The sequence below is a fragment of the Nonomuraea sp. NPDC049758 genome (genome assembly GCF_040674635.1).
GTDB lineage: Bacteria > Actinomycetota > Actinomycetes > Streptosporangiales > Streptosporangiaceae > Nonomuraea.
Genome location: NZ_JBFAMZ010000005.1, coordinates 174,225 through 195,424 on the forward strand (window position 1 = coordinate 174,225; position 21,200 = coordinate 195,424).

Annotated in this window: 17 protein-coding genes; 12 read left to right on the plus strand and 5 right to left on the minus strand. The window is 71.8% G+C overall.

What is annotated here, in order from left to right; translation table 11 throughout:
- Positions 1-6: 6 nt before the first annotated feature.
- Positions 7-3,534: a DNA polymerase III subunit alpha gene (gene dnaE / locus AB0J46_RS15110; protein ID WP_364331365.1), complete on the minus strand. Its 3,528-nt coding sequence runs from the start codon at positions 3,532-3,534 to the stop codon at positions 7-9.
- Between the two features lie 169 nt (positions 3,535-3,703).
- On the opposite strand from dnaE, the gene AB0J46_RS15115 reads away from it, so the two are divergent.
- Together AB0J46_RS15115 and AB0J46_RS15120 are read left to right on the plus strand one after the other, a co-directional pair.
- Positions 3,704-5,056, plus strand: coding sequence for an amino acid permease (locus tag AB0J46_RS15115; protein WP_364331368.1), 1,353 nt, complete (start codon positions 3,704-3,706; stop codon positions 5,054-5,056).
- A gap of 165 nt (positions 5,057-5,221) precedes the next feature.
- A complete protein-coding gene (locus tag AB0J46_RS15120; protein ID WP_364331371.1) occupies positions 5,222-6,388 on the plus strand; it encodes an SGNH/GDSL hydrolase family protein in 1,167 nt (388 codons plus the stop codon).
- A gap of 206 nt (positions 6,389-6,594) precedes the next feature.
- Here AB0J46_RS15120 and AB0J46_RS15125 read toward each other — a convergent pair whose 3' ends face one another.
- Positions 6,595-7,494: a chorismate mutase gene (locus tag AB0J46_RS15125; RefSeq protein ID WP_364331374.1), complete on the minus strand. Its 900-nt coding sequence runs from the start codon at positions 7,492-7,494 to the stop codon at positions 6,595-6,597.
- A 286-nt stretch (positions 7,495-7,780) separates the two neighbouring features.
- Here AB0J46_RS15125 and AB0J46_RS15130 point away from each other — a divergent pair, with 286 nt between their 5' ends.
- The 6 genes from AB0J46_RS15130 to AB0J46_RS15155 are packed head-to-tail and all read left to right on the plus strand — an operon-like array spanning position 7,781 to position 14,536.
- The gene (locus tag AB0J46_RS15130; protein WP_364331377.1) at positions 7,781-9,604 is read left to right on the plus strand and encodes a serine/threonine-protein kinase; all 1,824 of its coding nucleotides are present in this window, start codon (positions 7,781-7,783) and stop codon (positions 9,602-9,604) included.
- A 10-nt stretch (positions 9,605-9,614) separates the two neighbouring features.
- Entirely contained in the window at positions 9,615-11,390 is a 1,776-nt protein-coding gene (locus tag AB0J46_RS15135) for a protein kinase (protein ID WP_364331379.1), read from the plus strand.
- A complete protein-coding gene (locus tag AB0J46_RS15140) occupies positions 11,387-12,250 on the plus strand; it encodes an AraC family transcriptional regulator (protein WP_364331382.1) in 864 nt (287 codons plus the stop codon). The genes AB0J46_RS15135 and AB0J46_RS15140 overlap by 4 nt, the downstream gene beginning before the upstream one ends.
- A 10-nt stretch (positions 12,251-12,260) precedes the next feature.
- Positions 12,261-12,923: an AzlC family ABC transporter permease gene (locus tag AB0J46_RS15145; RefSeq protein WP_357968077.1), complete on the plus strand. Its 663-nt coding sequence runs from the start codon at positions 12,261-12,263 to the stop codon at positions 12,921-12,923.
- Complete coding sequence (locus AB0J46_RS15150; protein ID WP_358293921.1) at positions 12,920-13,231, plus strand: AzlD domain-containing protein; 312 nt, start codon at positions 12,920-12,922, stop codon at positions 13,229-13,231. The genes AB0J46_RS15145 and AB0J46_RS15150 overlap by 4 nt, the downstream gene beginning before the upstream one ends.
- Before the next feature lie 9 nt (positions 13,232-13,240).
- The gene (locus tag AB0J46_RS15155) at positions 13,241-14,536 is read left to right on the plus strand and encodes a protein kinase (RefSeq protein WP_364331386.1); all 1,296 of its coding nucleotides are present in this window, start codon (positions 13,241-13,243) and stop codon (positions 14,534-14,536) included.
- Positions 14,537-14,544: 8 nt separating this feature from the next.
- On the opposite strand, the gene AB0J46_RS15160 is transcribed toward AB0J46_RS15155, so the two are convergent.
- The 3 genes from AB0J46_RS15160 to AB0J46_RS15170 are packed head-to-tail and all read right to left on the minus strand — an operon-like array spanning position 14,545 to position 16,452.
- A complete protein-coding gene (locus tag AB0J46_RS15160) occupies positions 14,545-15,474 on the minus strand; it encodes an RluA family pseudouridine synthase (protein ID WP_364331389.1) in 930 nt (309 codons plus the stop codon).
- Complete coding sequence (gene lspA / locus AB0J46_RS15165) at positions 15,467-16,024, minus strand: signal peptidase II (protein WP_364332238.1); 558 nt, start codon at positions 16,022-16,024, stop codon at positions 15,467-15,469. Before lspA ends, AB0J46_RS15160 begins: the two co-directional genes overlap by 8 nt.
- 26 nt (positions 16,025-16,050) lie before the next feature.
- Positions 16,051-16,452 (minus strand): TraR/DksA C4-type zinc finger protein, encoded by a 402-nt coding sequence (locus AB0J46_RS15170; protein ID WP_352324926.1) that lies wholly within the window; start codon positions 16,450-16,452, stop codon positions 16,051-16,053.
- A 439-nt stretch (positions 16,453-16,891) separates the two neighbouring features.
- Between AB0J46_RS15170 and ileS the strand changes: the two genes are divergently transcribed.
- The 4 genes from ileS (at position 16,892) to AB0J46_RS15190 (ending at position 21,143) form a co-directional block, all read left to right on the plus strand.
- Complete coding sequence (gene ileS, locus AB0J46_RS15175; RefSeq protein WP_364331392.1) at positions 16,892-20,032, plus strand: isoleucine--tRNA ligase; 3,141 nt, start codon at positions 16,892-16,894, stop codon at positions 20,030-20,032.
- 99 nt (positions 20,033-20,131) lie between these two features.
- Entirely contained in the window at positions 20,132-20,638 is a 507-nt protein-coding gene (locus AB0J46_RS15180; protein ID WP_364331395.1) for a hypothetical protein, read from the plus strand.
- Between the two features lie 92 nt (positions 20,639-20,730).
- Complete coding sequence (locus AB0J46_RS15185) at positions 20,731-20,925, plus strand: hypothetical protein (protein ID WP_364331398.1); 195 nt, start codon at positions 20,731-20,733, stop codon at positions 20,923-20,925.
- A 14-nt stretch (positions 20,926-20,939) separates the two neighbouring features.
- Positions 20,940-21,143 (plus strand): hypothetical protein, encoded by a 204-nt coding sequence (locus AB0J46_RS15190; protein WP_364331401.1) that lies wholly within the window; start codon positions 20,940-20,942, stop codon positions 21,141-21,143.
- Positions 21,144-21,200: the final 57 nt, after the last annotated feature.

Consider the following 21,200-nt stretch of genomic DNA (forward strand, 5'->3'; position numbering starts at 1 on the left):
GGAGGGTCAGGCGCCCAGGCAGGCCGGGCCGAGGAGTTGCTTGAGGTCGCCCATCAGCGCCGGTGACGGCGACACCCGCAGGCGGTCGTCGACCCGCATGACGGTCGTCTTCGGCCCGTTGTGCACCTGGAGGTGCACCTCCGAGGTGCCCGGATGCGTGGTGAGGATCTCCTTCAGCCGCCCGACCACCGGCGGCGTGCACCGGGTCAGCGGCAGGCTCACCAGCAGCGGGCCGCCCGCCTCCTGGGTCAGGTCGGGCGCGGTCACCTCCATGGCGATGACCTTCGCGACGTCTTCCCGCTTGTCGATGCGCCCCTTGACGAAGACGATCGCGTCCTCGGCCAGGATCGTCGAGCACAGCTGGTACGCCGACGGGAAGATCATCACCTCGATCGCGCCTTCGAGGTCCTCGAGCTGGGTGAGCACCCACGTGTCACCCTTCTTGGTGACCTTGCGCTGCACCCCGCTCAGGATGCCGCCCAGAGTCACGACGTGCCCGTCGGCCCGGCTCTCGTCCTGGACGGCGGCGATCGAGCAGTCGGCCCCCGCGGCCAGGATGTGCTCCACGCCGAACAGCGGGTGGTCGGAGACGTAGAGGCCGAGCATCTCCCGCTCGAACTGCAGCAGCGTGTTCTTGTCCCACTCCCCGGGCGGGATCTGCACGTCGAAGGTCTGGTCCTCGCCGCCGTCGATCGCGCCGAACAGGGAGTCCTGGCCGATGGCCTCGTTCTTCTTGATGTCGATGATCGCGTCGACGGCCTGCTCGTGCACCATGACCAGGCCCTTGCGCACGTGGCCGAGCGAGTCGAAGGCCCCGGCCTTGACCAGCGACTCGATCACGCGCTTGTTGCACACGATCGCGGGCACCTTGCGCAGGAAGTCCTTGAAGTCGGCGAAGCGGCCCTTGGACTTGCGCGCCGAGATGATGCCGTCGACGACGTTGCCGCCGACGTTGCGCACCGCCGACAGGCCGAAGCGGATGTCGGTGCCGCGCGGGGTGAAGTCGAAGTCGGAGTCGTTGACGTCGGGCGGGAACACCTTGATGCCCATGCGGCGGCACTCGTTGAGGTAGAGGGCCGACTTGTCCTTGTCGTCCTTGACGCTCGACAGCAGCGCCGCCATGTACGCGGCCGGGTGGTTGGCCTTGAGGTAGGCCGTCCAGTAGGAGACCAGGCCGTAGGCCGCCGAGTGGGCCTTGTTGAAGGCGTAGTCGGAGAAGGGCAGCAGGATGTCCCAGAGCGTCTTGACGGCGTCGGCCGAGTAGCCGTTGTCCTTCATGCCGCTCTCGAAGGACTCGAACTGTTTGTCCAGCTCGGCCTTCTTCTTCTTGCCCATCGCGCGGCGCAGCAGGTCGGCCTTGCCGAGCGAGAACCCGGCGACCTTCTGCGCGATGGCCATGACCTGCTCCTGATAGACGATCAGGCCGTAGGTCGTGTCGAGGATCTCGGCCAGCGACTCCTTGAACTCCGGATGGATCGGGGTGATCTCCTGCTGGCCGTTCTTGCGCAGGGCGTAGTTGGTGTGGGAGTTGGCGCCCATCGGGCCGGGACGGTAGAGGGCGCCGACGGCCGAGATGTCCTCGAAGTTGTCGGGCTTCATCAGCCGCAGCAGCGAGCGCATGCCGCCGCCGTCGAGCTGGAACACGCCCAGCGTGTCGCCCCTGCCCAGCAGCTCGTACGTCTTGCGGTCGTCGAGCGGCAGCTTCAGCAGGTCGATCTGCTCGCCGGTGGTGGACTCGATCATCTTCAGGCAGTCGTCGATGATCGTGAGGTTGCGCAGGCCCAGGAAGTCCATCTTCAGCAGGCCGAGCGTCTCGCAGGTCGGGTAGTCGAACTGCGTGATGATCGCGCCGTCGGAGTCGCGGCGCATGATCGGGATGTGGTCGGTGATCACCTCGCGGGACATGATCACGCCGGCGGCGTGCACGCCCGTCTGCCTGATCAGGCCCTCCAGTCCCTTGCCGAGGTCCATCGTCGCCTTGACGTCGACGTCTTCCTCGTAGAGCCGGCGCAGCTCGCCGGCCTCGTTGTAGCGCGGGTGGTCCTTGTCGAAGATGCCCGACAGCGGGATGTCCTTGCCCATCACGGCCGGCGGGAACGCCTTGGACACCTTGTCGCCCAGCGCGTAGGGATAGCCCAGGACGCGACCGGCGTCCTTGATGGCGGCCTTCGCCTTGATGGTGCCGAACGTGGCGATCATGGCGACCTTGTCGGCGCCCCACTTCTCGGTCACGTAGCGGATCACGTCGCCGCGCCTGCGCTCGTCGAAGTCGATGTCGACGTCGGGCATGGAGACGCGGTCGGGGTTGAGGAAGCGCTCGAAGATCAGGCCGTGCGGGAGCGGGTCGAGGTCGGTGATGCCCATCGCGTACGCCACCAGCGAGCCGGCCGCCGAGCCACGGCCCGGGCCGACCGGGATGCCGTTCTGCTTGGCCCACATGATGAAGTCGGCGACCACGAGGAAGTAGCTCGGGAAGCCCATCTGCTCGATGATGCCGATCTCGTAGTCGGCCTGCCGCTTGTGCTCGTCGTCGTAGCCCTCGGGCCAGCGGCGGTCCATGCCCTCCCAGACGGTCTTGCGGAAGAACTCGCTCTCCGTCAGGCCGTCGGGGATGGGGTAGGTGGGCATGAGGTTCTTGAACTCGAAGAACCCGGTCGGATCGACCTTCTCGGCCACCAGGAGCGTGTTGCGGCAGCCCTCGGCCCACAGGTCGGAGGAGTCGACGGCGCGCATCTCGTCGGCGGTCTTGATGTAGTAGCCGGAGCCGTCGAAGCGGAAGCGGTCGGGGTCGGACAGCTGCTTGCCGGTCTGGATGCACAGGAGGGCGTCGTGGGAGGCGGCGTCGGACTCGTAGGTGTAGTGGGAGTCGTTGGTCACCAGCGGCGGGATGGCGAGCTCTTTGCTGATGCGGGTCAGGCCGTCGCGGACCCGGCGCTCGATGTCGAGGCCGTGGTCCATGATCTCCAGGAAGAAATTGTCCTTGCCGAAGATTTCCTGATATTTCGCGGCGGCCTTGAGCGCCTCGTCGTACTGGCCGAGCCGCAGCCTCGTCTGCACCTCGCCCGACGGGCAGCCGGTGGTGGCCATCAGGCCGTCGGCGTGCTCGGCCAGGATCTCGGCGTCCATGCGGGCCCACTTGCGCACGAAGCCCTCGGTGTAGGCGCGCGAGCTGAGCTTCATCAGGTTGTGCAGGCCGGTCTTGTTGCGCGCCCAGATCGTCATGTGGGTGTAGTAGCCACCCGCCGAGACGTCGTCCTTCTTCTGGTGCGGCTCGCCCCACAGCACCGGCTTCTTGTTGTGCCGCAGCTCCGGCGCGACGTAGGCCTCGATGCCGATGATCGGCTTGATGCCGGCGCCCGTGGCCTGCCTGTAGAAGTCGTACGCGCCGTGCATGTTGCCGTGGTCGGTGATCGCGATGGCGGGCATGCCCAGGTCGCCGACCTGTTTGAACATCTGCTTGAGCCGGGCGGCCCCGTCGAGCATGGAGTATTCGGTGTGCACATGCAGATGGACGAACGAGTCGCTGGACGACATGGAGCGGCGCCTCCCCGGGTCTGGATGCGATGGTGCGCTCCGACTCTAGTGGGCCGGACCGACATCCCGGAGCCGCCTCGCGCGCCCCGCGGGACCGGCGCGCCGGAAGCGTCGCGGCCACCGGCCTCGATATCGTCTCCCTCACGCAAAGTAATGAAGGAGACACCGGGTGCGCACGCAGTCCGACGAGGGGTACAGCCACGCGCTGGGCAACCGCCAGATCCAGATGATCGCGATCGGCGGCGCGATCGGGGTCGGCCTCTTCCTCGGCGCGGGCGGCCGCCTGGCCGCCACCGGGCCCGCGCTCGTGCTCTCCTACGCCACCGCCGGGCTGGCCGCCTTCTTCGTCATGCGGGCGCTCGGTGAGCTGGTGCTCTACCGCCCGGCCTCGGGCTCCTTCGTCGAGTACGCGGGCGAGTTCATCGGCCCGTGGGCGGCCTTCGCCAGCGGCTGGATGTACTGGGTCAACTGGGCCTTCACCGGCATCGCCGAACTGACCGCCATCGCCGCGTACGTCCACTACTGGGCCGGCGGCTTCCCCCAGTGGCTGACCGCGCTGCTCGCGCTGGGGTTCGTGCTGGTGGTCAACCTGCTGTCGGTCCGCCTGTTCGGCGAGCTGGAGTTCTGGTTCGCGATGCTGAAGGTGCTGGCCATCGTGATCTTCCTGGTGGTCGCGCTGGTGCTGGTGGTCTTCGCCGTCGGCGACGCCGGGCCGCGCAACCTGGTCGCGCACGGCGGCTTCTTCCCCACCGGCTTCCCGCTGGTGCTGATGAGCCTGCAGTCGGTGGTGTTCGCCTACGCCTCGATCGAGCTGGTCGGCATCACCGCCGGCGAGACCGCCCGGCCGCACGAGGTCATGCCGCGGGCGATCAACGGCGTGATCTGGCGCATCGCGATCTTCTACGTGGGCTCGGTGCTGCTGCTGGCGATGGTCCTGCCCTGGACCGCCTACAGCGCCGGCACCTCGCCGTTCGTCACGTTCTTCGCCGGGCTCGGGGTGCCCTGGGCGGCCGACGCGATGAACCTCGTGGTGATCACGGCCGCGCTCTCGTCCTGCAACTCGGGCCTGTACGCCACCGGCCGCATCCTGCGGTCGATGGCCACCAAGCGGGAGGCCCCCGCCTTCGCCGCCGCGCTCAGCTCCCGGCACGTGCCGATCGGCGGGATCGTGTTCACCGCGGCCATGTTCCTCGGCGGCGTGGCACTGTTCTACTACCTTCCAGAGCGCGCCTTCAACATCGCCACGGCGGTCGCCTCGCTGGGGGTGATCACCACGTGGGGGGTGCTGGTCTACTGCCAGACCCGGCTGCGCGCCACCGGGCACCGGTCGGCGTTCCCGATGCCGGGCTCGCCGTACACCAACTGGCTGACGCTCGGGTTCCTGGCGCTGGTGATCCTGCTGATGCCGTTCGCCGACCGCGATCAGCGGGTGGCCTTCTTCCTCATCCCGGCCCTGGTCGCGGGCATCGCGCTCGGCTGGCTGGTGGTACGCCGCCGCCGCCGGACGCGGGAGGCCGCGTAGGAGGCGGGTTAGTCTCGTCCGGGCAGGAGTCGCCGCTCGGGGGAGGCCACACTGGACAAGCTGGACGACACACTCGATCCCGCGCTCGGCCGGGCGGCGACCGCCGTCCCCGTCACCGAGCCACCGGACACCACCGGGCCCGACCCCGCCACCGTGTCCGCCACCATGTCCGCCACCATGTCCGCCACCATGCCCCTCACCGTGTCCGCCACTGAGCCCGCCACCGGGCCGTCCGGCGTGCCCGCCGTCGAGCCGTCGGCGCCGGTCGGGGTCGGGGCGGAGCGGCGGGGGCGGGGGCGGCAGGTGTGGCGGGTCGCGGCGGCGGCAGCGGCGGTGGGCGCCGCGCTCGCGCTGGTCGGCGTGCCGCTGGGCGTCTACCGGAAGCTCGCCTGCGCCGTGCTCTCCCCCGGCTGCCCGTCGCAGCCGCTGCAGGAGCCGCGCGGCGACCTGCCGCGGCTGACCCGGCTGACGCCCGTCCAGGCCGCGCTGAGCGGCACGTACGTCGCGCTCGGCGACTCCTACTCCTCCGGCGAGGGCGTCTACGAGCAGGACGCCGGCCCGGTCAACGACGGCGCCGACCGCTGCCACCGCGCCCGCGGCTCCTACGTCCCGCTGGTGGCGAAGGCCCACCCGTTCACCGGCGGCAGCGCCTTCTACGCCTGCAGCGGCGCCACCACCCGCCAGCTCCTGTCCGGCCAGTACGGCCAGCAGCCCCAGATCACCCGGGTCGGCCCGTCGGCCAGCCTGGTGACGCTGAGCATCGGCGGCAACGACGCCGGGTTCACCGACGTCCTGACCGGGTGCATCGTCAAGCTGCCCTGGTCGTCGGCCTGCGTCAACCAGGACGCCACGGTCGCCCGGCGCATCGCCGAGCTGCGGCCCAGCCTGACCAGGGTGCTCGGTGAGCTGCGCGCCCGCGCGCCGGGGGCCCGGGTCATCGTGCTCGGCTACCCCAGGCCGTTCCCCGCCTCGCCCGTCCGCACGGTGGACAACCTGAGCGTGGCCGACCAGCGGTGGCTCAACACCGTCACGCGCAGGCTCAACGACACCGTGGGCGCCGTCACGGCCGAGCACGACCGCGGCCTGGCCGGCCTCGGCGCCCCCGGCAGCGTCGAGTACGTCGACGCCTACGAGGCTTTCACGGGCCACGAGGCCGGCACGCCGCAGCCGTACCTCAACAGCCTGGCCGTGGACATGGACCCGCTGACCGTCAACGCCCGCAGCTTCCACCCCACCGGCGACGGCTACCGCCGCTTCGCCGAGCTGATCAACCAGCAGATCGCCACCGGCCCCGGCCGCCCGTTGCACAACTACCGCCTCACCACCCCCTGAGCCGCGAGCGTCCCGCCCCCGGCCTCATCGCCCCCACACCCCGGCCGCCCCCGCACGACGTTCGACCAGAGGCTCCCGATCCGCGAGCGGGCGGCCCGCCCGCGGCTCAGAGGCGGCTCAGAGACGGCCTGCCCACGGCTCGGCGGTGACCAAGAGGCGGCCCTCCCGCAGCTTAGAGACGGCCTGCCCGAGGCTCAGGGAGGGGCTCAGTGGCGGGCGCGTTCCTCGGCCAGGTGGAGGCCCGCTTCGATGACGGCGTTCATCACCGCCGCCAGCCGCTCCTCCCCCAGCTGGGGCGCCCGCGTCGCCATCCGCGCCACCAGCGCCCGCTCCCGCGCCAGGTCCCGCCCCGCGAACCCACCCACCGGCTTGAGCCGCTGCACGACGCCCGCCAGGGCGGCGCGCCGCTCCAGGAGGGTCGCCAGCGCCGCATCGACACGGTCGATCGCCTCCCGGCACTCGGCCAGCGTCGCCGGCGACTCGGGCCGCAACAACGCGCCGACCAGCGTCACGGCCTCCTCGGCCGCCCGCACGTCCGCAGCCTCGTCCGCCCGCCCGGAGCCGCCCGAGCCCCCGGAGCCACCCGAGCCGCCGGGACCGGCGACCACGAGGCCGTCGGCGCCCGCCGCCACGGCCGCCGCCGCCAGCCCAGGGTCGCGCGAGACGTCGGCCAGCACCGGACGCCCCGACGCGGCCCGCGCCGCCCGCAGCACCCCGAGGTCGAGCCGGCCCCCCTCGCACAGGACCACCTGGTCGTTCCCCTCGGCCGCGCAGTAGCCCGCCAGGCCCACCCATTCCTCCACCGACGCCGACGGCCGCCGCTCGACCACCACCGGCAGCCCGAGCCCGGCCGCGGCCCGCACCAGCGGGATGTCGCGCGTCCACGTGGCCCCCACCACCACGGCGTCGGCCAGCGCCGCGATCGCCGGCAGGTCGGCCGCCGAGTACGGCTCCACCAGCGTGGCCCGCTCCCCCAGCGCCTCACGCGCGTCGACCTGCCCCCGATGCGGGCGCAGGCTCACCCGCCCGCCGATCACCACGGCCGGGCCGTGCCCCACGCGCAGCCCGCCGATCGTCACCATGTGCCGCTCCAAGGTCGATGTCATGTCGACTCCCCACTCGGGCCGGCCCAGCGAAGCCGGCAGGAAAACCAAAAAGGCAGAGACGGGGCGTCTCTGCCTTGTGCCGACTCCAGGTGGTCGCTAGCTGACGACCGGCCCTCCCGGAGCCGGCTCGGTAAAGGTGTAGCGACAAGTCATGTCTGAAACCTTACACCCGCCTCCACCTGCTGGACGTTCCTTCTCATATGGCGGACTGACCTTCCGGCGAGTCGCCGATGATCCCTCGCTATGGGAGTATTTCTTGGCCGAGAGGGAGGGTTTGAGGCCGTTGATGTCGGATCGCAAGCAGGACGGACGCCGCATCGCCGGCCGGTACGAGCTGCTGGAGCCCATCGGCAAGGGGGGCATGGGCATCGTCTGGCGCGCCCACGACGAGCTCCTCGACCGCACCGTCGCCATCAAGGAAGTCCGCTACGCCGCTGCCCTGGGCGACGAGGTGCAGCTGCTCAACCGGCGCACGATGCGCGAGGCGCGGGCCGCGGCCAGGTTCGAGCACCCCAACGTGATCGTCGTCCACGACGTGATCGAGGAGGACGGCCGGCCCTGGATCGTCATGCAGCTGGTCCAGTCGCGCTCCCTGGGCGCGGTGATCAAGCAGGAGGGGCCGCTGCCGCCCGAGCGGGTGGCCGAGATCGGCGTCGCCGTGCTCGACGCGCTGCACCGGGCGCACGAGGCCGGGGTGCTCCACCGCGACGTCAAGCCCGAGAACGTGCTGCTGGCCGACGACGGCAGGGTCGTGCTGACCGACTTCGGCATCGCCACGCTGGAGACCGAGACGCAGCTCACCGTGACGGGCCTGGCGGGCACCCCCGCGTTCATCGCGCCCGAGCGGCTCAAGGGGCTGCCCGCGCGCCGTGAGTCCGACCTGTGGTCGCTGGGCGCGACGCTCTACACGGCCGTCGAGGGCCGCTCGCCGCACGAGCGCGGCATGGCGCTGGCCACGATGCACGCCGTCCTGACCGACGAGCCCGACCCCGCGCCGCACGCCGGGCCGCTGGCCGGGGTGATCAGCGGGCTGCTGGTCAAGGAGCCGGTGCAGCGCCTGACGTACGAGGAGGCCGCGCGGATGCTGCGCGAGGCCGCCACCGCGTCGAGCCCGGCGGAGACCAGGCGCTTCCCCAGCCGGAAGCTGCGCGCCGCCGTCCCCGCCCCGGACCCCGTCGAGGACGAGGACGACACCCCGACCGACCCCGACCTGCCCGTCCCCCCGCCCAGGCCCGCGCCCCGGACCACGCCCAGACCCGCGCCCACGCCGAGGAGCAGGGCCGTCGGCACGCCGCCGCCCGTCGGGACCGGCGGGCGAATCCCGCCCTCGACCAGGGACTCCGCGCTCCCCGGCGAGCCCACCGGCGAGCCCACGGTGGGCAGCCGCCAGCAGGGCCGCAAGTTCGGGCCGATCGCGCTGGCCGCCGCGGCGGTCGTGCTGGTCGCCGGGGTCGGCGGCTATCTCGGCCTGAGGTCGGCCCCCGACGACCATTCGTCCAGGCCGCCGCAGGCCAGGCAGTCGGCCAAGGCCCACACCTCGTCCGCCGCGCCCACCGAGTCCACCTCGGGCACCGAGTCGAACCCGCCGGCCACGGGCACGCCCTCGTCCTCGCCGTCCTCCTCGCCCTCGGCCTCGCCGGACAAGACCGACGATTCCGACCCGCTGCCCAGCGGCTGGAAGATGTACAAGGACAAGGAGCTCGGCTTCTCCATCGGGCTGCCCAAGGGCTGGGACGTCTGGGACCGCGGCGGCCGGCAGGTCAAGTTCAAGGGCCCCGGCGCGGCCCCGAACGCCTACCTGATGATCGAGGAGGCGGCCAAGCCCGGCAAGGACCCGTACAAGGACTGGAAGAAGCAGGAGCCGTCGCTCAAGCACAACTTCGGCGGCTACAAGAAGATCGGCATCAAGAAGGTCGACTACATGAAGGCCGCCGCCGACTGGGACTTCACCTGGAACACCAACACGGGCAAGACCCGGGTGCGCGACCGCGGCTTCATCACCGAGAACGGGAAGGCGTACGCCATCTACTGGCACACCCTCAACAGCCACTGGAAGAAGGACTACCACCTTTTCGAGGGCTTCAGCGCGACCTTCAAACCCGCCAAGTAGGCTTCCCTGCGTGGAAAGGCAGGTCAGCAACCGGTATCGCCTCATCGAGCCCCTCGGGGAGGGCGGCATGGGGGTGGTCTGGCGTGCCTACGACGAGCTGCTCGACCGTACGGTGGCGATCAAGGAGGTCCGCTACACGGGCGTGGGCGACGCCAAGCGGGCCGACCTCAACCGCAGGACCATCAGGGAGGCCAGGGCGGCCGGCCGCCTCGACCACCCGTCGGTGATCGTCATCCACGACGTCGTCGAGGAGGACGGCCGGCCGTGGATCGTCATGCAGCTCGTCCGGTCCCGTTCGCTGGCCGAGGTGATCGGCGAGCGCGGGCCGCTGCCGGCGGCGCTGGTGGCGATGGTCGGCGGCCGGGTGCTCGACGCGCTGCGGGCCGCCCACGCCACCGGGGTGCTCCATCGTGACGTGAAGCCCGAGAACGTGCTGCTGGCCGACGACGGCAGGGTCGTGCTGACCGACTTCGGCATCGCCGCCCTGGAGGCCGAGTCGGGGCTGACGGCGACCGGCGGGCTGGTGGGCACCCCGGCGTACATGCCGCCGGAGCGGCTCAACGGCGAGGCCGCCCGTCCGGAGTCCGACCTGTGGTCGCTGGGGGCCACCCTGTACGCGGCGGTGGAGGGGCGGCCGCCGTTCAAGCGCGACTCGTGGGCGGCCACGGTGGCTGCCGTGCTGCGCGACGAGCCCGAGCCGCCCGTGCGGGCGGGGGCGTTGCAGCCGGTCATCATGGGGCTGCTGCGGCGCGACCCGGCGGCCAGGATGCCGGCCGGCGAGGCCGCGCGCCTGCTCCACCAGGTGGCCACCGGGCAGCCGCTGCTGGCCGACCAGACCCCCATGTGGTCGGCCCCCTTCCCGGCCCCGGGACCCGCCGCCCCCGGCCCGTCCCCCCAAGGCCCGTACCCCCAGAACCCGGCCCCGCACGGCCCGCACGGCCCGCACGCCACGCCCAGCGGCCCCCATCCCACCCCCAGCGGCCCCTACCCTGCGCCGCAGGGATCGCAGCCCGTCACCGGCGACGCGCGGCCGCCGCACCGGACGGTCCCGGGGGACCCGCGGCGGCGCGGCCGGACGATGTGGATCGCGGTGCCCGCCACCGTGGCCGTCCTGGCGCTCCTGGGCGGCGGCGGCGTGCTGCTCTACGACCAGCTGTCAGTGTCCGCCACGCCCACCCCGACGGCCGGCGCCCAGCCGCCCGCCACCGGCGACCCCACCCCCGATCCCTCGACGCCGCCGTCGAAGTCCCCGACGCCCGAGCCGAGCCCCCAGCCGACCGAGAAACCCACTGACGACCCCACCGGCGAGCCGACCCCCACGGCCCCGGCGGTGCCCGCCGGCTGGCGCCCCCTCACCAGCGACGCCGGCCACTTCTCCATGGCCGTCCCCAAGACCTGGACGGCCGCCAAGAACCCGACCAGGGACAGCATCCGCCTGTCCGGCCCAGGCACCCCCGGCGCGATGATCGTCGAGTGGACCGTCCCCGACATCCCGTGGAAGGACCCGCAACAACACTGGCTCGGCCTGGAGAAGGAGATCAAGGCCAAGGGCGAGTTCGACCACTACACCCGGATCGGCATCACCCCCACCGAATACCTCGGCCTGCGCGCCTCCGACTGGGAGTTCACCCAGATGCGCAAGGGCCAGCTCATCCACGTGATCAACCGGGGCTTCCACACCGCGGCCGGCCGCCCGTACGCCCTGTACTGGGAGACCCTCGACTCCCGCTGGGCCGCCGACCGGCACTGGTTCGACACCTTCGTCAAGACCTTCCGCCCGGAATGACGCCGGAGCACGACGGCGCGCGGGAACGGGCCCGGTTCTGGCGGCATCCGGCGGTCCCCGAGACCGACCTGCTCAAGGCCCGCTACGTCACCCACCGCTTCTCCCGGCACGTCCACGACGGGTACGCCATCGGGCTGATCGTGGCGGGCGTGGAGGAGTTCGACTACCGCGGCACCCTGCACCGGGCGGGCGCGGGCGAGCTGGTGCTGGTCAACCCCGACTCGGTGCACACCGGTCAGGCGGGCACGCCGGGCGGGTGGGCGTACCGGATGCTGTATCCGTCGGTCGAGGCGCTGGCCGGGATCGCGGCCGAGCTCGACGCGCCCCTGGCCACCCCGTACTTCCCCCACCAGGTGGTGCGTGACCCGGAGGTGGCGACCCTGCTCGGGCGGGCGCACCAGGCGGCCGAGCGCGGCGACGCGCTGGCCGCCTCCACGCTGTCGCGCACGCTGTTCGCCAAGCTGCTGAGCAGGCACGCCGCGCCCAGGCCGGACGCGAGCCCGCCGGGCGCGGGCCGGCAGGCGGTGCGCGAGGCGATGGCGCTGCTGCACGAGAGCCTGCTCGACCCGCCGACGCTGGAGGCGCTGGCGGCGGCGGTGGGGGTGCGGCCGTTCCCGCTGCTGCGCGCGTTCAAGGCCGTGACGGGCCTGCCGCCGCACGCCTACCTCACCTCGCTGCGCGTGCGGCAGGCCCGCCGGCTGCTCATTGAGGGGGTACGCCCGGCGCAGGTGGCGGCGGATGTGGGCTTCACCGACCAGGCCCACCTGAACCGGCACTTCAAGCGCGTCGTGGGCGTGCCGCCCGCCGCCTACCAAAAGGCCGCAGGAACGTACAAGACCGGATATTTGCCCAGTTCATAAGCTGTTTCCCATGGAACAGACAACTCGCCGTTCCGCCGCGGTGCGTGACGGCCTCGGTGTGGGTCTGGCCGTGGGGTTGTCCGGTCTCGCGTTCGGCGCGGCGGCGATCACCGCCGGGCTCAGCGTGCCCCAGGCGTGCGTGCTGAGCCTGCTGGCCTTCACCGGCGCCTCGCAGTTCGCGCTGGCCGGGGCGATCGGCGCGGGCGGCGACCTGACGGCCGCGGCCGCGGGCGCGCTGCTGCTCGGCGGCCGCAACACCCTCTACGGCCTGCGCCTGGCCGACCTGCTGAACGTCCGCGGCCCGCGCCGGCTGCTGGCCGCCCACGGCGTGATCGACGAGACCACGGCCGTCACACTGGCCCAGCCGGACGAGCCGTCGGCGCGCACCGGCTTCCTCACCACCTTCGCCAGCCTGTACGTCGCCTGGAACCTCACCACCCTGGCCGGCGCGGTCGGCACGTCCTTCCTGGGCGACCCGCGGGTGCTCGGGCTCGACGCCGTGGGCCCGGCCACGTTCCTGGCCATCCTGTGGCCGCGGCTGGCCGCCAGCGGGCGGCTGCGGGTGCTGGCGGTGGCCGGGGCGGCGGTCGCGCTGGCGGCCAGCCCGTTCTTCCCGCCGGGCGTGCCGGTGCTGCTGTCGGCGGTCGCGGTGCTGGTGGTGATGGTGCGATGACGGTCTGGTGGGCGATCGTCGCGGTCTGCCTCGGCTGCTACGCGCTCAAGCTGGCCGGGCTGGCCGCGCCGCGCCGGGTGCTGGACCATCCGGCGGTGCGCAGGTTCGCCGAACTGGTGCCCGTGGCGTTGCTGTCGGCTCTGATCGCGGTGCAGATGTTCACCGAGCAGGGCCGGCCCGCGTTCGACCCGGCGCGGACGGCGGGGCTGGTGGCGGCCGTGGTCGCCCTGGTGCTGCGGGCGCCGTTCCTGGTGATCCTGGCGGCGGCGGCCGTCGTCACCGCGCTTGCCCGGATGTTTCTTGGGTAGTCGCCGTGCATGTCCGATTCTGCGGGGATGGTCGGTGGCCGCTACCGGCTGCTCAGGACGATCGGCCAGGGCGGTATGGGAACCGTGTGGCAGGCGCACGACGAGGTGCTCGGCCGTGACGTGGCCGTCAAGGAGGTGCTGCCACCACCGGATCTGAGCGGCCCTGAGCGCGAGGTGTTCGCCGTGCGCACGTTCCGCGAGGCGCGGGCGGCCGGCCGGGTGGCGCATCCGGGGGTGGCGGCCGTCTACGACGTGCTGGAGGAGGGCGGGCATCCGTGGATCGTCATGCAGCTCGTGCACTCCCGCACCCTGGGCGAGACCATCCGCGCCGACGGCCCGCTGCCGCCGGCCAAGGTCGCCGCCATCGGACTGCAACTGCTGGAGGCGCTGCGCGCCGCGCACGCGGCGGGCGTGCTCCATCGTGACGTCAAGCCCGACAACGTGCTGCTGACCGAGGACGGCCGGGCGGTGCTCACCGACTTCGGCATCGCCACCACCGAGGACGAGGCCCCCGTCACCAGGACCGGCGTCCTCATCGGCACCCCCGCCTTCATGGCCCCCGAACGGGCGGCCGGCGGCCAGGCCAGGCCCGCCTCCGACCTGTGGTCGCTGGGCGTGACGCTGTACATGGCGGTCGAGGGCCACTCCCCCTTCCACCGGGACAACGCCCTGGCCACGCTCGGCGCCGTCATGCACGCCGAGCCGGAACCGCTGGCCCGCGCGGGCGTGCTCGCCCCCGTGCTGCTCGGGCTGCTGCGCAAGAACCCCGCGCAGCGCATGTCGCTGGAGGAGGCCGAGCAGCGGCTGAGACTGGTCCTGACCGGCGGGCCGCTGGAGCAGACCGGCCCGGTGCCGGTGCCCCCGATGGCCGTACGCCGCCCGCGCAGGATGCCGATCCTGGCGATCGCGGCGGGCGCGCTGCTGGTGGGCCTGGTCACCGGCGGCGCGGCCTGGTGGACGAAGCAGTCGGACCAGCCGGTGCAGGGCCGCGCCCCGACGATCCCGGCGGTCGTCACCCCGCCCGGCACCGACGCCCCGACGGAGGCGCCGAAGACCACCGTCACCGACTCCGAACCGCCCCCGGCGACCTCACATCCCGCGCGTCCCTCGCAGTCCGCCGCCCCCCGGCGCAGCGCCCCCTCGCCCACCAGCGGCGAACGGACCAGCACCCCAGCGAAGTCCCCGGCGAAGAAGCCGACGCCGACCAGATCGGCGGCCCAGCGGGACGAGCAGGACAAGAAGAAGGACGACGCCCCCTCCAGAACCCCCGGCCAGATCGACCCGTCGCAGGACGGCGAGGAGTAGCGGCCGGCTCAGGTGTCGGCGGCGACGGCGTCGAGCGCCTTCTGCAGGTCCTCGGGGTAGTCGGTGCTGAAGGACATCCACTCGCCGGTGGCCGGGTGCTCGAAGCCGAGCGCGACCGCGTGCAGCCACTGCCGGGTGACGCCCAGCCGGGCCGCGAGCGTGGGGTCGGCGCCGTAGAGCATGTCGCCGACGCAGGGGTGGCGCAGGGCCGACATGTGCACGCGGATCTGGTGCGTACGGCCGGTCTCCAGCTTGATGTCCAGCAGCGAGGCCGCCCGGAACGCCTCGATCGTGTCGTAGTGGGTGACCGACGGCTTGCCACCCGCGACCACGGCGAACTTGCCCTCGCCCGAGGGGTGGCGGTCGATGGGCGCGTCGACGGTGCCCCTGAACGGGTCGGGGTGACCCTGCACCAGCGCGTGGTAGCGCTTGTCGACCGTGCGCTCCTTGAAGGCCCGCTTCAGCACCGAGTACGCGTGCTCGCTCTTGGCCACGACCATCGCGCCCGTGGTGTTGGCGTCGAGGCGGTGGACGATGCCCTGCCGCTCGGCCGCGCCGCTGGTGGCGATCGTGTGCCCGGCGCCGAGCAGGCCGCCGATCACTGTGGGGCCGGTCCAGCCGACGGTGGGATGGGCGGCCACCCCGATCGGCTTGTTGACCACGATGATGTCGTCGTCCTCGTAGACGATCGTCATGCCGGGCACCGGCTCGGCCACCGGCATCGGCGTGCTGACCGGGGGCGGCAGCGTCACCTCCAGCCAGGCGCCGGCGTGCACGCGGTCGGACTTGGCCGGCTGCCCGCCGTCGACGTGCACCTCGCCGGCGGCGATCAGCTCGGCCGCGCGGGTGCGCGAGAAGCCGAACAGCCGCGAGATCGCCGCGTCGACCCGCTCGCCCTCCAGCCCGTCGGGGACGGGCAGGCTCCGCCGCTCAGCCATCCTTGGGCTCCTTCCCGGTCTCCGCGATGGTCTCCTCGGTGGTGTCGGTCTCCCTGGTGCCGTCGATCTGCACGTTGCGCCAGGCCAGCAGCACCGCCAGGATGCCGCCGCAGACGATCGCCGAGTCGGCGACGTTGAACACCGGGAAGTAGTCGATCACCGGGAAGTGCCCGGGCAGCACCTCGATGAAGTCCACGACGTGCCCCTGGAGCTGCGTGGACCGGCCGAACCCCGACGGGTAGCGCAGCAGCCTGTCGGTCAGGTTGCCGAGCGCCCCGCCGAGGAGCAGCCCGAGGGTGATCGCCCACGGCAGGCTGTGGAGCTTGCGCGCGGTGCGCACGATCGCCACCACCACGCCCGCCGCGATGAACGTGAACACGAACGTCATCCCCGTGCCGATGCTGAACGCCGCACCCGAGTTGAAGATCACCCGGAACTGCAGGACGTCCTGGAGGACGACGAGCGGCGCCTTGCCTTCGAGCGTTCGCAGCACGATCGTCTTGCTGATCAGGTCAGCCGCGTAGACGACGACCGCCAGCGAGGTGAGGATCGCGAGGAGACGTCCGCGTGGCCTGCCTAGCGGCGTTCCTCCTTCTGCTTGCAGGCCACGCACAGCGTCGCCCTCGGGAACGCCTGAAGGCGTTCCTTGCCGATCGGCTTGTGGCACGATTCGCACACTCCATAGGTCCCTGCGTCGATCCTGGCGATCGCACGTTCGTTCTGCGCGACCAGATCGCGCGCATTCAGGGTAAGGGCGATCTCGCGTTCGCGCTCGTACGTCTTGGCGCCGGCGTCCGCCTGGTCGTCGCCCGCGCCCTGGGTGACGTCACCAGAGGCTATCTCCGACTCGTGGCGGAGGATGTCGGCCTCGAGCTCGTCGATCTCGGTGCGCAGCCTGCCGCGTACCTCGGCCAGCTCCTCTTCCGACCACATCGACGGTGTAGCGGTCTGCGTGACTGCCGCCATGGCTGCCTCCATGCTGATCAAGGCCGTGAATGGTGCGGGCAGCTTAGGATCCTCATAACGGAACGGCAAACGACCCGCCGGATGGTTTACCTCACCCGTACTATCCCGCCTCGCCCGTTCAACTCCTCCCCGGGGACGTCCATTCCCACAAATTTCCTCCTTGCGTACCAACGCCCCCGGCTGCGGGAGGAAACCTGGAAGTCTTCGGCTCCACTCTGCGTTATGGTTTGAGACTGCAAGGCGTTGATGGGGCCCCACCGCGAGCGATGCTGTGAGGGATATCACCCCGGAGCCGCCGGAAGAACGGCTCGGCAGAGCTCACTAGACCCGGCAGCAAGCGAATGAAGAGGGCCTCCCCGGAGGCCAAGAAGGGTGGTACCGCGGAGCCGCGAGGCTTCGTCCCTTCGCGCACGCCACAACCGGCCGACGACGCGTGGAGGTCCCGCCCGACATGTCTTCCCCATCATTCCGCTCTCTTCCCGCGCAGGTCGACCTGCCCGCGCTCGAGCGCGAGGTCCTCGACCGCTGGCGGGACGGGAAGATCTTCGAGCGGTCCGTCGAGCAGAACGCCGGCAACCCCGCCTGGGTGTTCTACGAGGGCCCGCCCACCGCCAACGGCCTGCCCGGCGTGCACCACGTCGAGGCCCGGGTGTTCAAGGACCTGTTCCCGCGCTACAAGTCGATGCGCGGCTTCAGCGTCCCGCGCAAGGCCGGCTGGGACTGCCACGGCCTGCCCGTCGAGGTCGGCATCGAGCGTGAGCTGGGCCTGACCGGCAAGAAGGACATCGAGGACTACGGCATCGCCGAGTTCAACGCCAAGTGCCGCGAGTCTGTGCTGCGGCACGTCGACGCGTTCGAGCAGATGACCGAGCGCATGGGCTACTGGATCGACCTGTCCCAGGCGTACCGGACGATGGACCCGTCCTACATCGAGTCTGTCTGGTGGTCGCTGAAGGTCGTCTTCGACAAGGGGCTGCTGTTCCGCGACTTCCGCATCACGCCGTACTGCCCGCGCTGCGGCACCGGCCTGTCCGACCACGAGCTGGGCCAGCCGGGCGGCTACGAGAACGTCTCCAGCCCGTCGGTCTACGTGCGCATGCCCGTGACGTCCGGGCCGCTGGCCGAGCTGGGCGCGGCGCTGCTCATCTGGACCACCACGCCCTGGACGCTGGTGTCCAACACGGCCGTCGCCGTGCACCCCGACGTCACCTACGTCGCGGCCAGGACCGCCGACGGCGAGGTGCTGGTGGTGGCCGAGCCGCTGCTGTCCGTCCTCGGCGAGGACGTCACCGAGGTGGCCCGCTGCACCGGCCGCGAGCTGGAGCGCACCCGCTACAGCCGCCCCTTCGACCTGGTCGACATCCCCGGCGCCCACTACGTCGTGCTCGGCGACTACGTCACCGTCGAGGACGGCACCGGCCTGGTCCACCAGGCCCCCGCCTTCGGCGCCGACGACATGGCCGTCATCAAGCGGTACGACATGCCGATCGTCAACCCGATCGGCCCCGACGGCCGGTTCCTCGACGACGTGCCCATGGTCGGCGGCCGCTTCTTCAAGGACGCCGACGAGGAGCTCACCGAGGACCTGCGCCGGCGCGGCCTGCTGTACCGGGGCACCCACTTCGAGCACGCCTACCCCCACTGCTGGCGCTGCCACACCGCGCTGCTGTACTACGCGCTCCCGTCCTGGTACATCCGCACCACCGCGGTCAAGGACCAGATGTTGTCGGAGAACGCCAACACCAACTGGTTCCCCGAGACCATCAAGTGGGGCCGGTTCGGCGAGTGGCTGCGCAACAACGTCGACTGGTCGCTGTCGCGCTCGCGCTACTGGGGCACGCCACTGCCGCTGTGGGTGTGCTCGGCGGACGAGAGCCACGTCACCTGCGTCGGCTCGCTGGCCGAGCTGAGCACGCTGGCCGGCCAGGACGTCTCCGCGCTCGACCCGCACCGCCCGTACGTCGACGACGTGACCTTCGACTGCCCCTCCTGCGGCGAGCTCGCCACCCGCGTGCCCGACGTGATCGACGCCTGGTACGACTCGGGCTCGATGCCGTTCGCGCAGTGGGGCGAGCACGGCAAGCCGGAGGGCGTCTACCCCGCGCAGTTCATCTGCGAGGCCACCGACCAGACCCGCGGCTGGTTCTACTCGCTGATGGCGGTCGGCACGCTGGTCTTCGGCCAGTCCTCCTACGAGAACGTGCTGTGTCTCGGCCTCATCCTGGCCGAGGACGGCCGCAAGATGAGCAAGCACCTGGGCAACATCCTGGAGCCGATCCCGCTGATGGACCAGCACGGCGCCGACGCGCTGCGCTGGTTCATGGCCTGCTCCGGATCGCCGTGGGCGGCCCGCCGGGTGGGGCACAACGCCCTGGAGGAGATCGTCCGCAAGGTCCTGCTGACCCTGTGGAACACCTCCTCCTTCTTCACCCTGTACGCCAACGCCGAGTCCTGGAGCCCGTCCGAGCCCGCTCCGCCGGCCGCCGAGCGTCCGCTGCTGGACCGCTGGGTGCTGGCCGAGCTGCACCGGACGGTTGCCGAGGTCACCGCGTCCCTCGACGAGTACGACACCCAGCGCGCCGGCCGCCGCCTGGCCGACTTCCTCGACGACCTGTCCAACTGGTACGTCCGCCGCTCGCGCCGCCGCTTCTGGCAGGGTTCGCGCGAGGCGTTCGCCACCCTGTACGAGTGCCTGGAGACGGTCACCCGGCTGATGGCGCCGATCACGCCGTTCGTCACCGACTACCTCTGGGACGTGCTGCGCGCGCCCGGCGCCCCCTCCTCGGTCCACCTGACCAGCTGGCCGCAGGTGCGCGAGGACCTGCTCGATCCGGCGCTGTCGGACCAGATGGCCATGGTCCGCAGGCTGGTCGAGCTGGGCCGCTCGGCGCGGGCCTCCTCCGGCGTGAAGACGCGGCAGCCGCTGCGCCGGGCGCTGGTGGGCGCGCACGGCTGGCCGTCGCTGCCCGCCGAGTTGCGGGGGCTGGTGGCGGACGAGCTCAACGTCCAGGCCCTGGAGGACATGTCCGGATTCGACGCCGATCTCGTGTCGTACACGGTGAAGCCGAACTTCCGGGCGCTCGGGAAGCGGTTCGGGTCGCGTACCAAGCTGGTGGCCGCCGCGGTGACCGCCGCCGACGCCACCCGCGTGGCCCGTACGCTGCGTGGCGGCACCCCCGTCATGATCGAGGCGGACGAGCTGGGCGAGATCATGCTCGGCCCCGACGAGGTGATCGTCACCGAGCAGCCGCGCGCGGGCTGGGCCGTGGAGACCGGCGCCATCGGCACCGGCACGGGCGAGACCGTCGCCCTCGACCTGGAGCTGTCCGACGAGCTGCGCCGCGCCGGCCTGCTGCGCGAGGTGATCCGGCTGGTCCAGGAGGCCCGCAAGTCCTCCGGCCTGTCGATCACCGACCGCATCGACCTGTGGTGGACGGCCTCCTCGCCCGACCTGGCCGCCGCGCTGCGCTCCGGCGGCGGCACGGTCGCCGACGAGGTCCTGGCCACGTCCCTCACCGAGGGCGCCCAGGAGGACCTCCCGGCCCACCACGACGAGGACCTGGGCCTGACGTTCCACCTCCGCCGCGCCTGACCCAGGCCGCGATCCGTCCACGCGGGGGCGCCACCGATCACCTCGGTGGCGCCCCCGCGTGCGTTCGCCTCCTCTCGCGTTCCGAAAGGATCCCGTTCTGTGCCGACTCTGATCCGCCGCGCCAGCGCTCGGGTGTTCGTGGACGCGTCCACCGTCGACCTGGCCGGTGAGGACCTCGTGACGGAGTTCGCGTGGGACATGACCGCGACGGGCCTGGTCCAGGCCGATCCCGACGGCGACGGCGCGCGCATCGTGTGCGGCCAGGAGATCGGCGACATCGTCGTCACCGCCGAACTGTGGGACGCCGCCCCGCCGTTGATGACCGACGGCTGGCAGGACGTCGCCGAGGTGTCCGTCGCCTGGCGATCGGCGTTCATGGACTTCGCGACGACGGGCGGCGGCGAGAACCCGGCCGCACAGCTGGAACTGCCCGGCCCCGGCGGCTACCGGCTGCGCGTCCACGGACGCAACCGCGACGACGGCGACCCGCGGGACGACGACGCCCCCCTCGAGGAGTACCTGATCCAGGTGTGGCCCGCCCCGCAGGCCGATCCGCTCACGGCCAAGTCCACCAGCAGGACGGCGGCCACGTGGACAGCCCGGTGAGCTCTGCCCGGTCGCGGGGCGTTCGGGGTTTCCCTGCGGTACCTCGTCCGGAGAAGGGCGGACAATGACCGCATGACGCGGATCGACACGCCGTGGGGACCTTGGGAGTCCGGGCCCTGGAGGAGATCGTCGCGCTGCTGCGCCGCGGCCAGCTCGCCGTCCGGCGGCTCCTGACCGGCTGGGACGTGCACGCCGCGATCAGACCCGGCGCCCTGCGCCCCTGGCCCGTGAGTCCGCCGAGGACGAGTGGATCTACCGCCGCGACCCGCGGATCCGCCGTCCCCTGACAGACCTGACAATCATGCGGGACGGCTTCCGGCACCTCGCACCGGAAGTGCAGCTCCGCTACAAGTCCACGGCTCCCCGCCCGAAGGACGAGATCGACTTCGAGACCGTCCTGCCACTGCCGGACGACGGCCGCCGCCACTGGCTGGCCGCGGCCTCGCGCACCGAGCACACCCCCCACGCCTGGCTCCCCCGCCTGCACCACGGCCCCCACCCCTGACGCCCAACCCGGCGGACGCCGAACGAGCCCGCCAGTGTGAACACCCTTGAGCCGGGC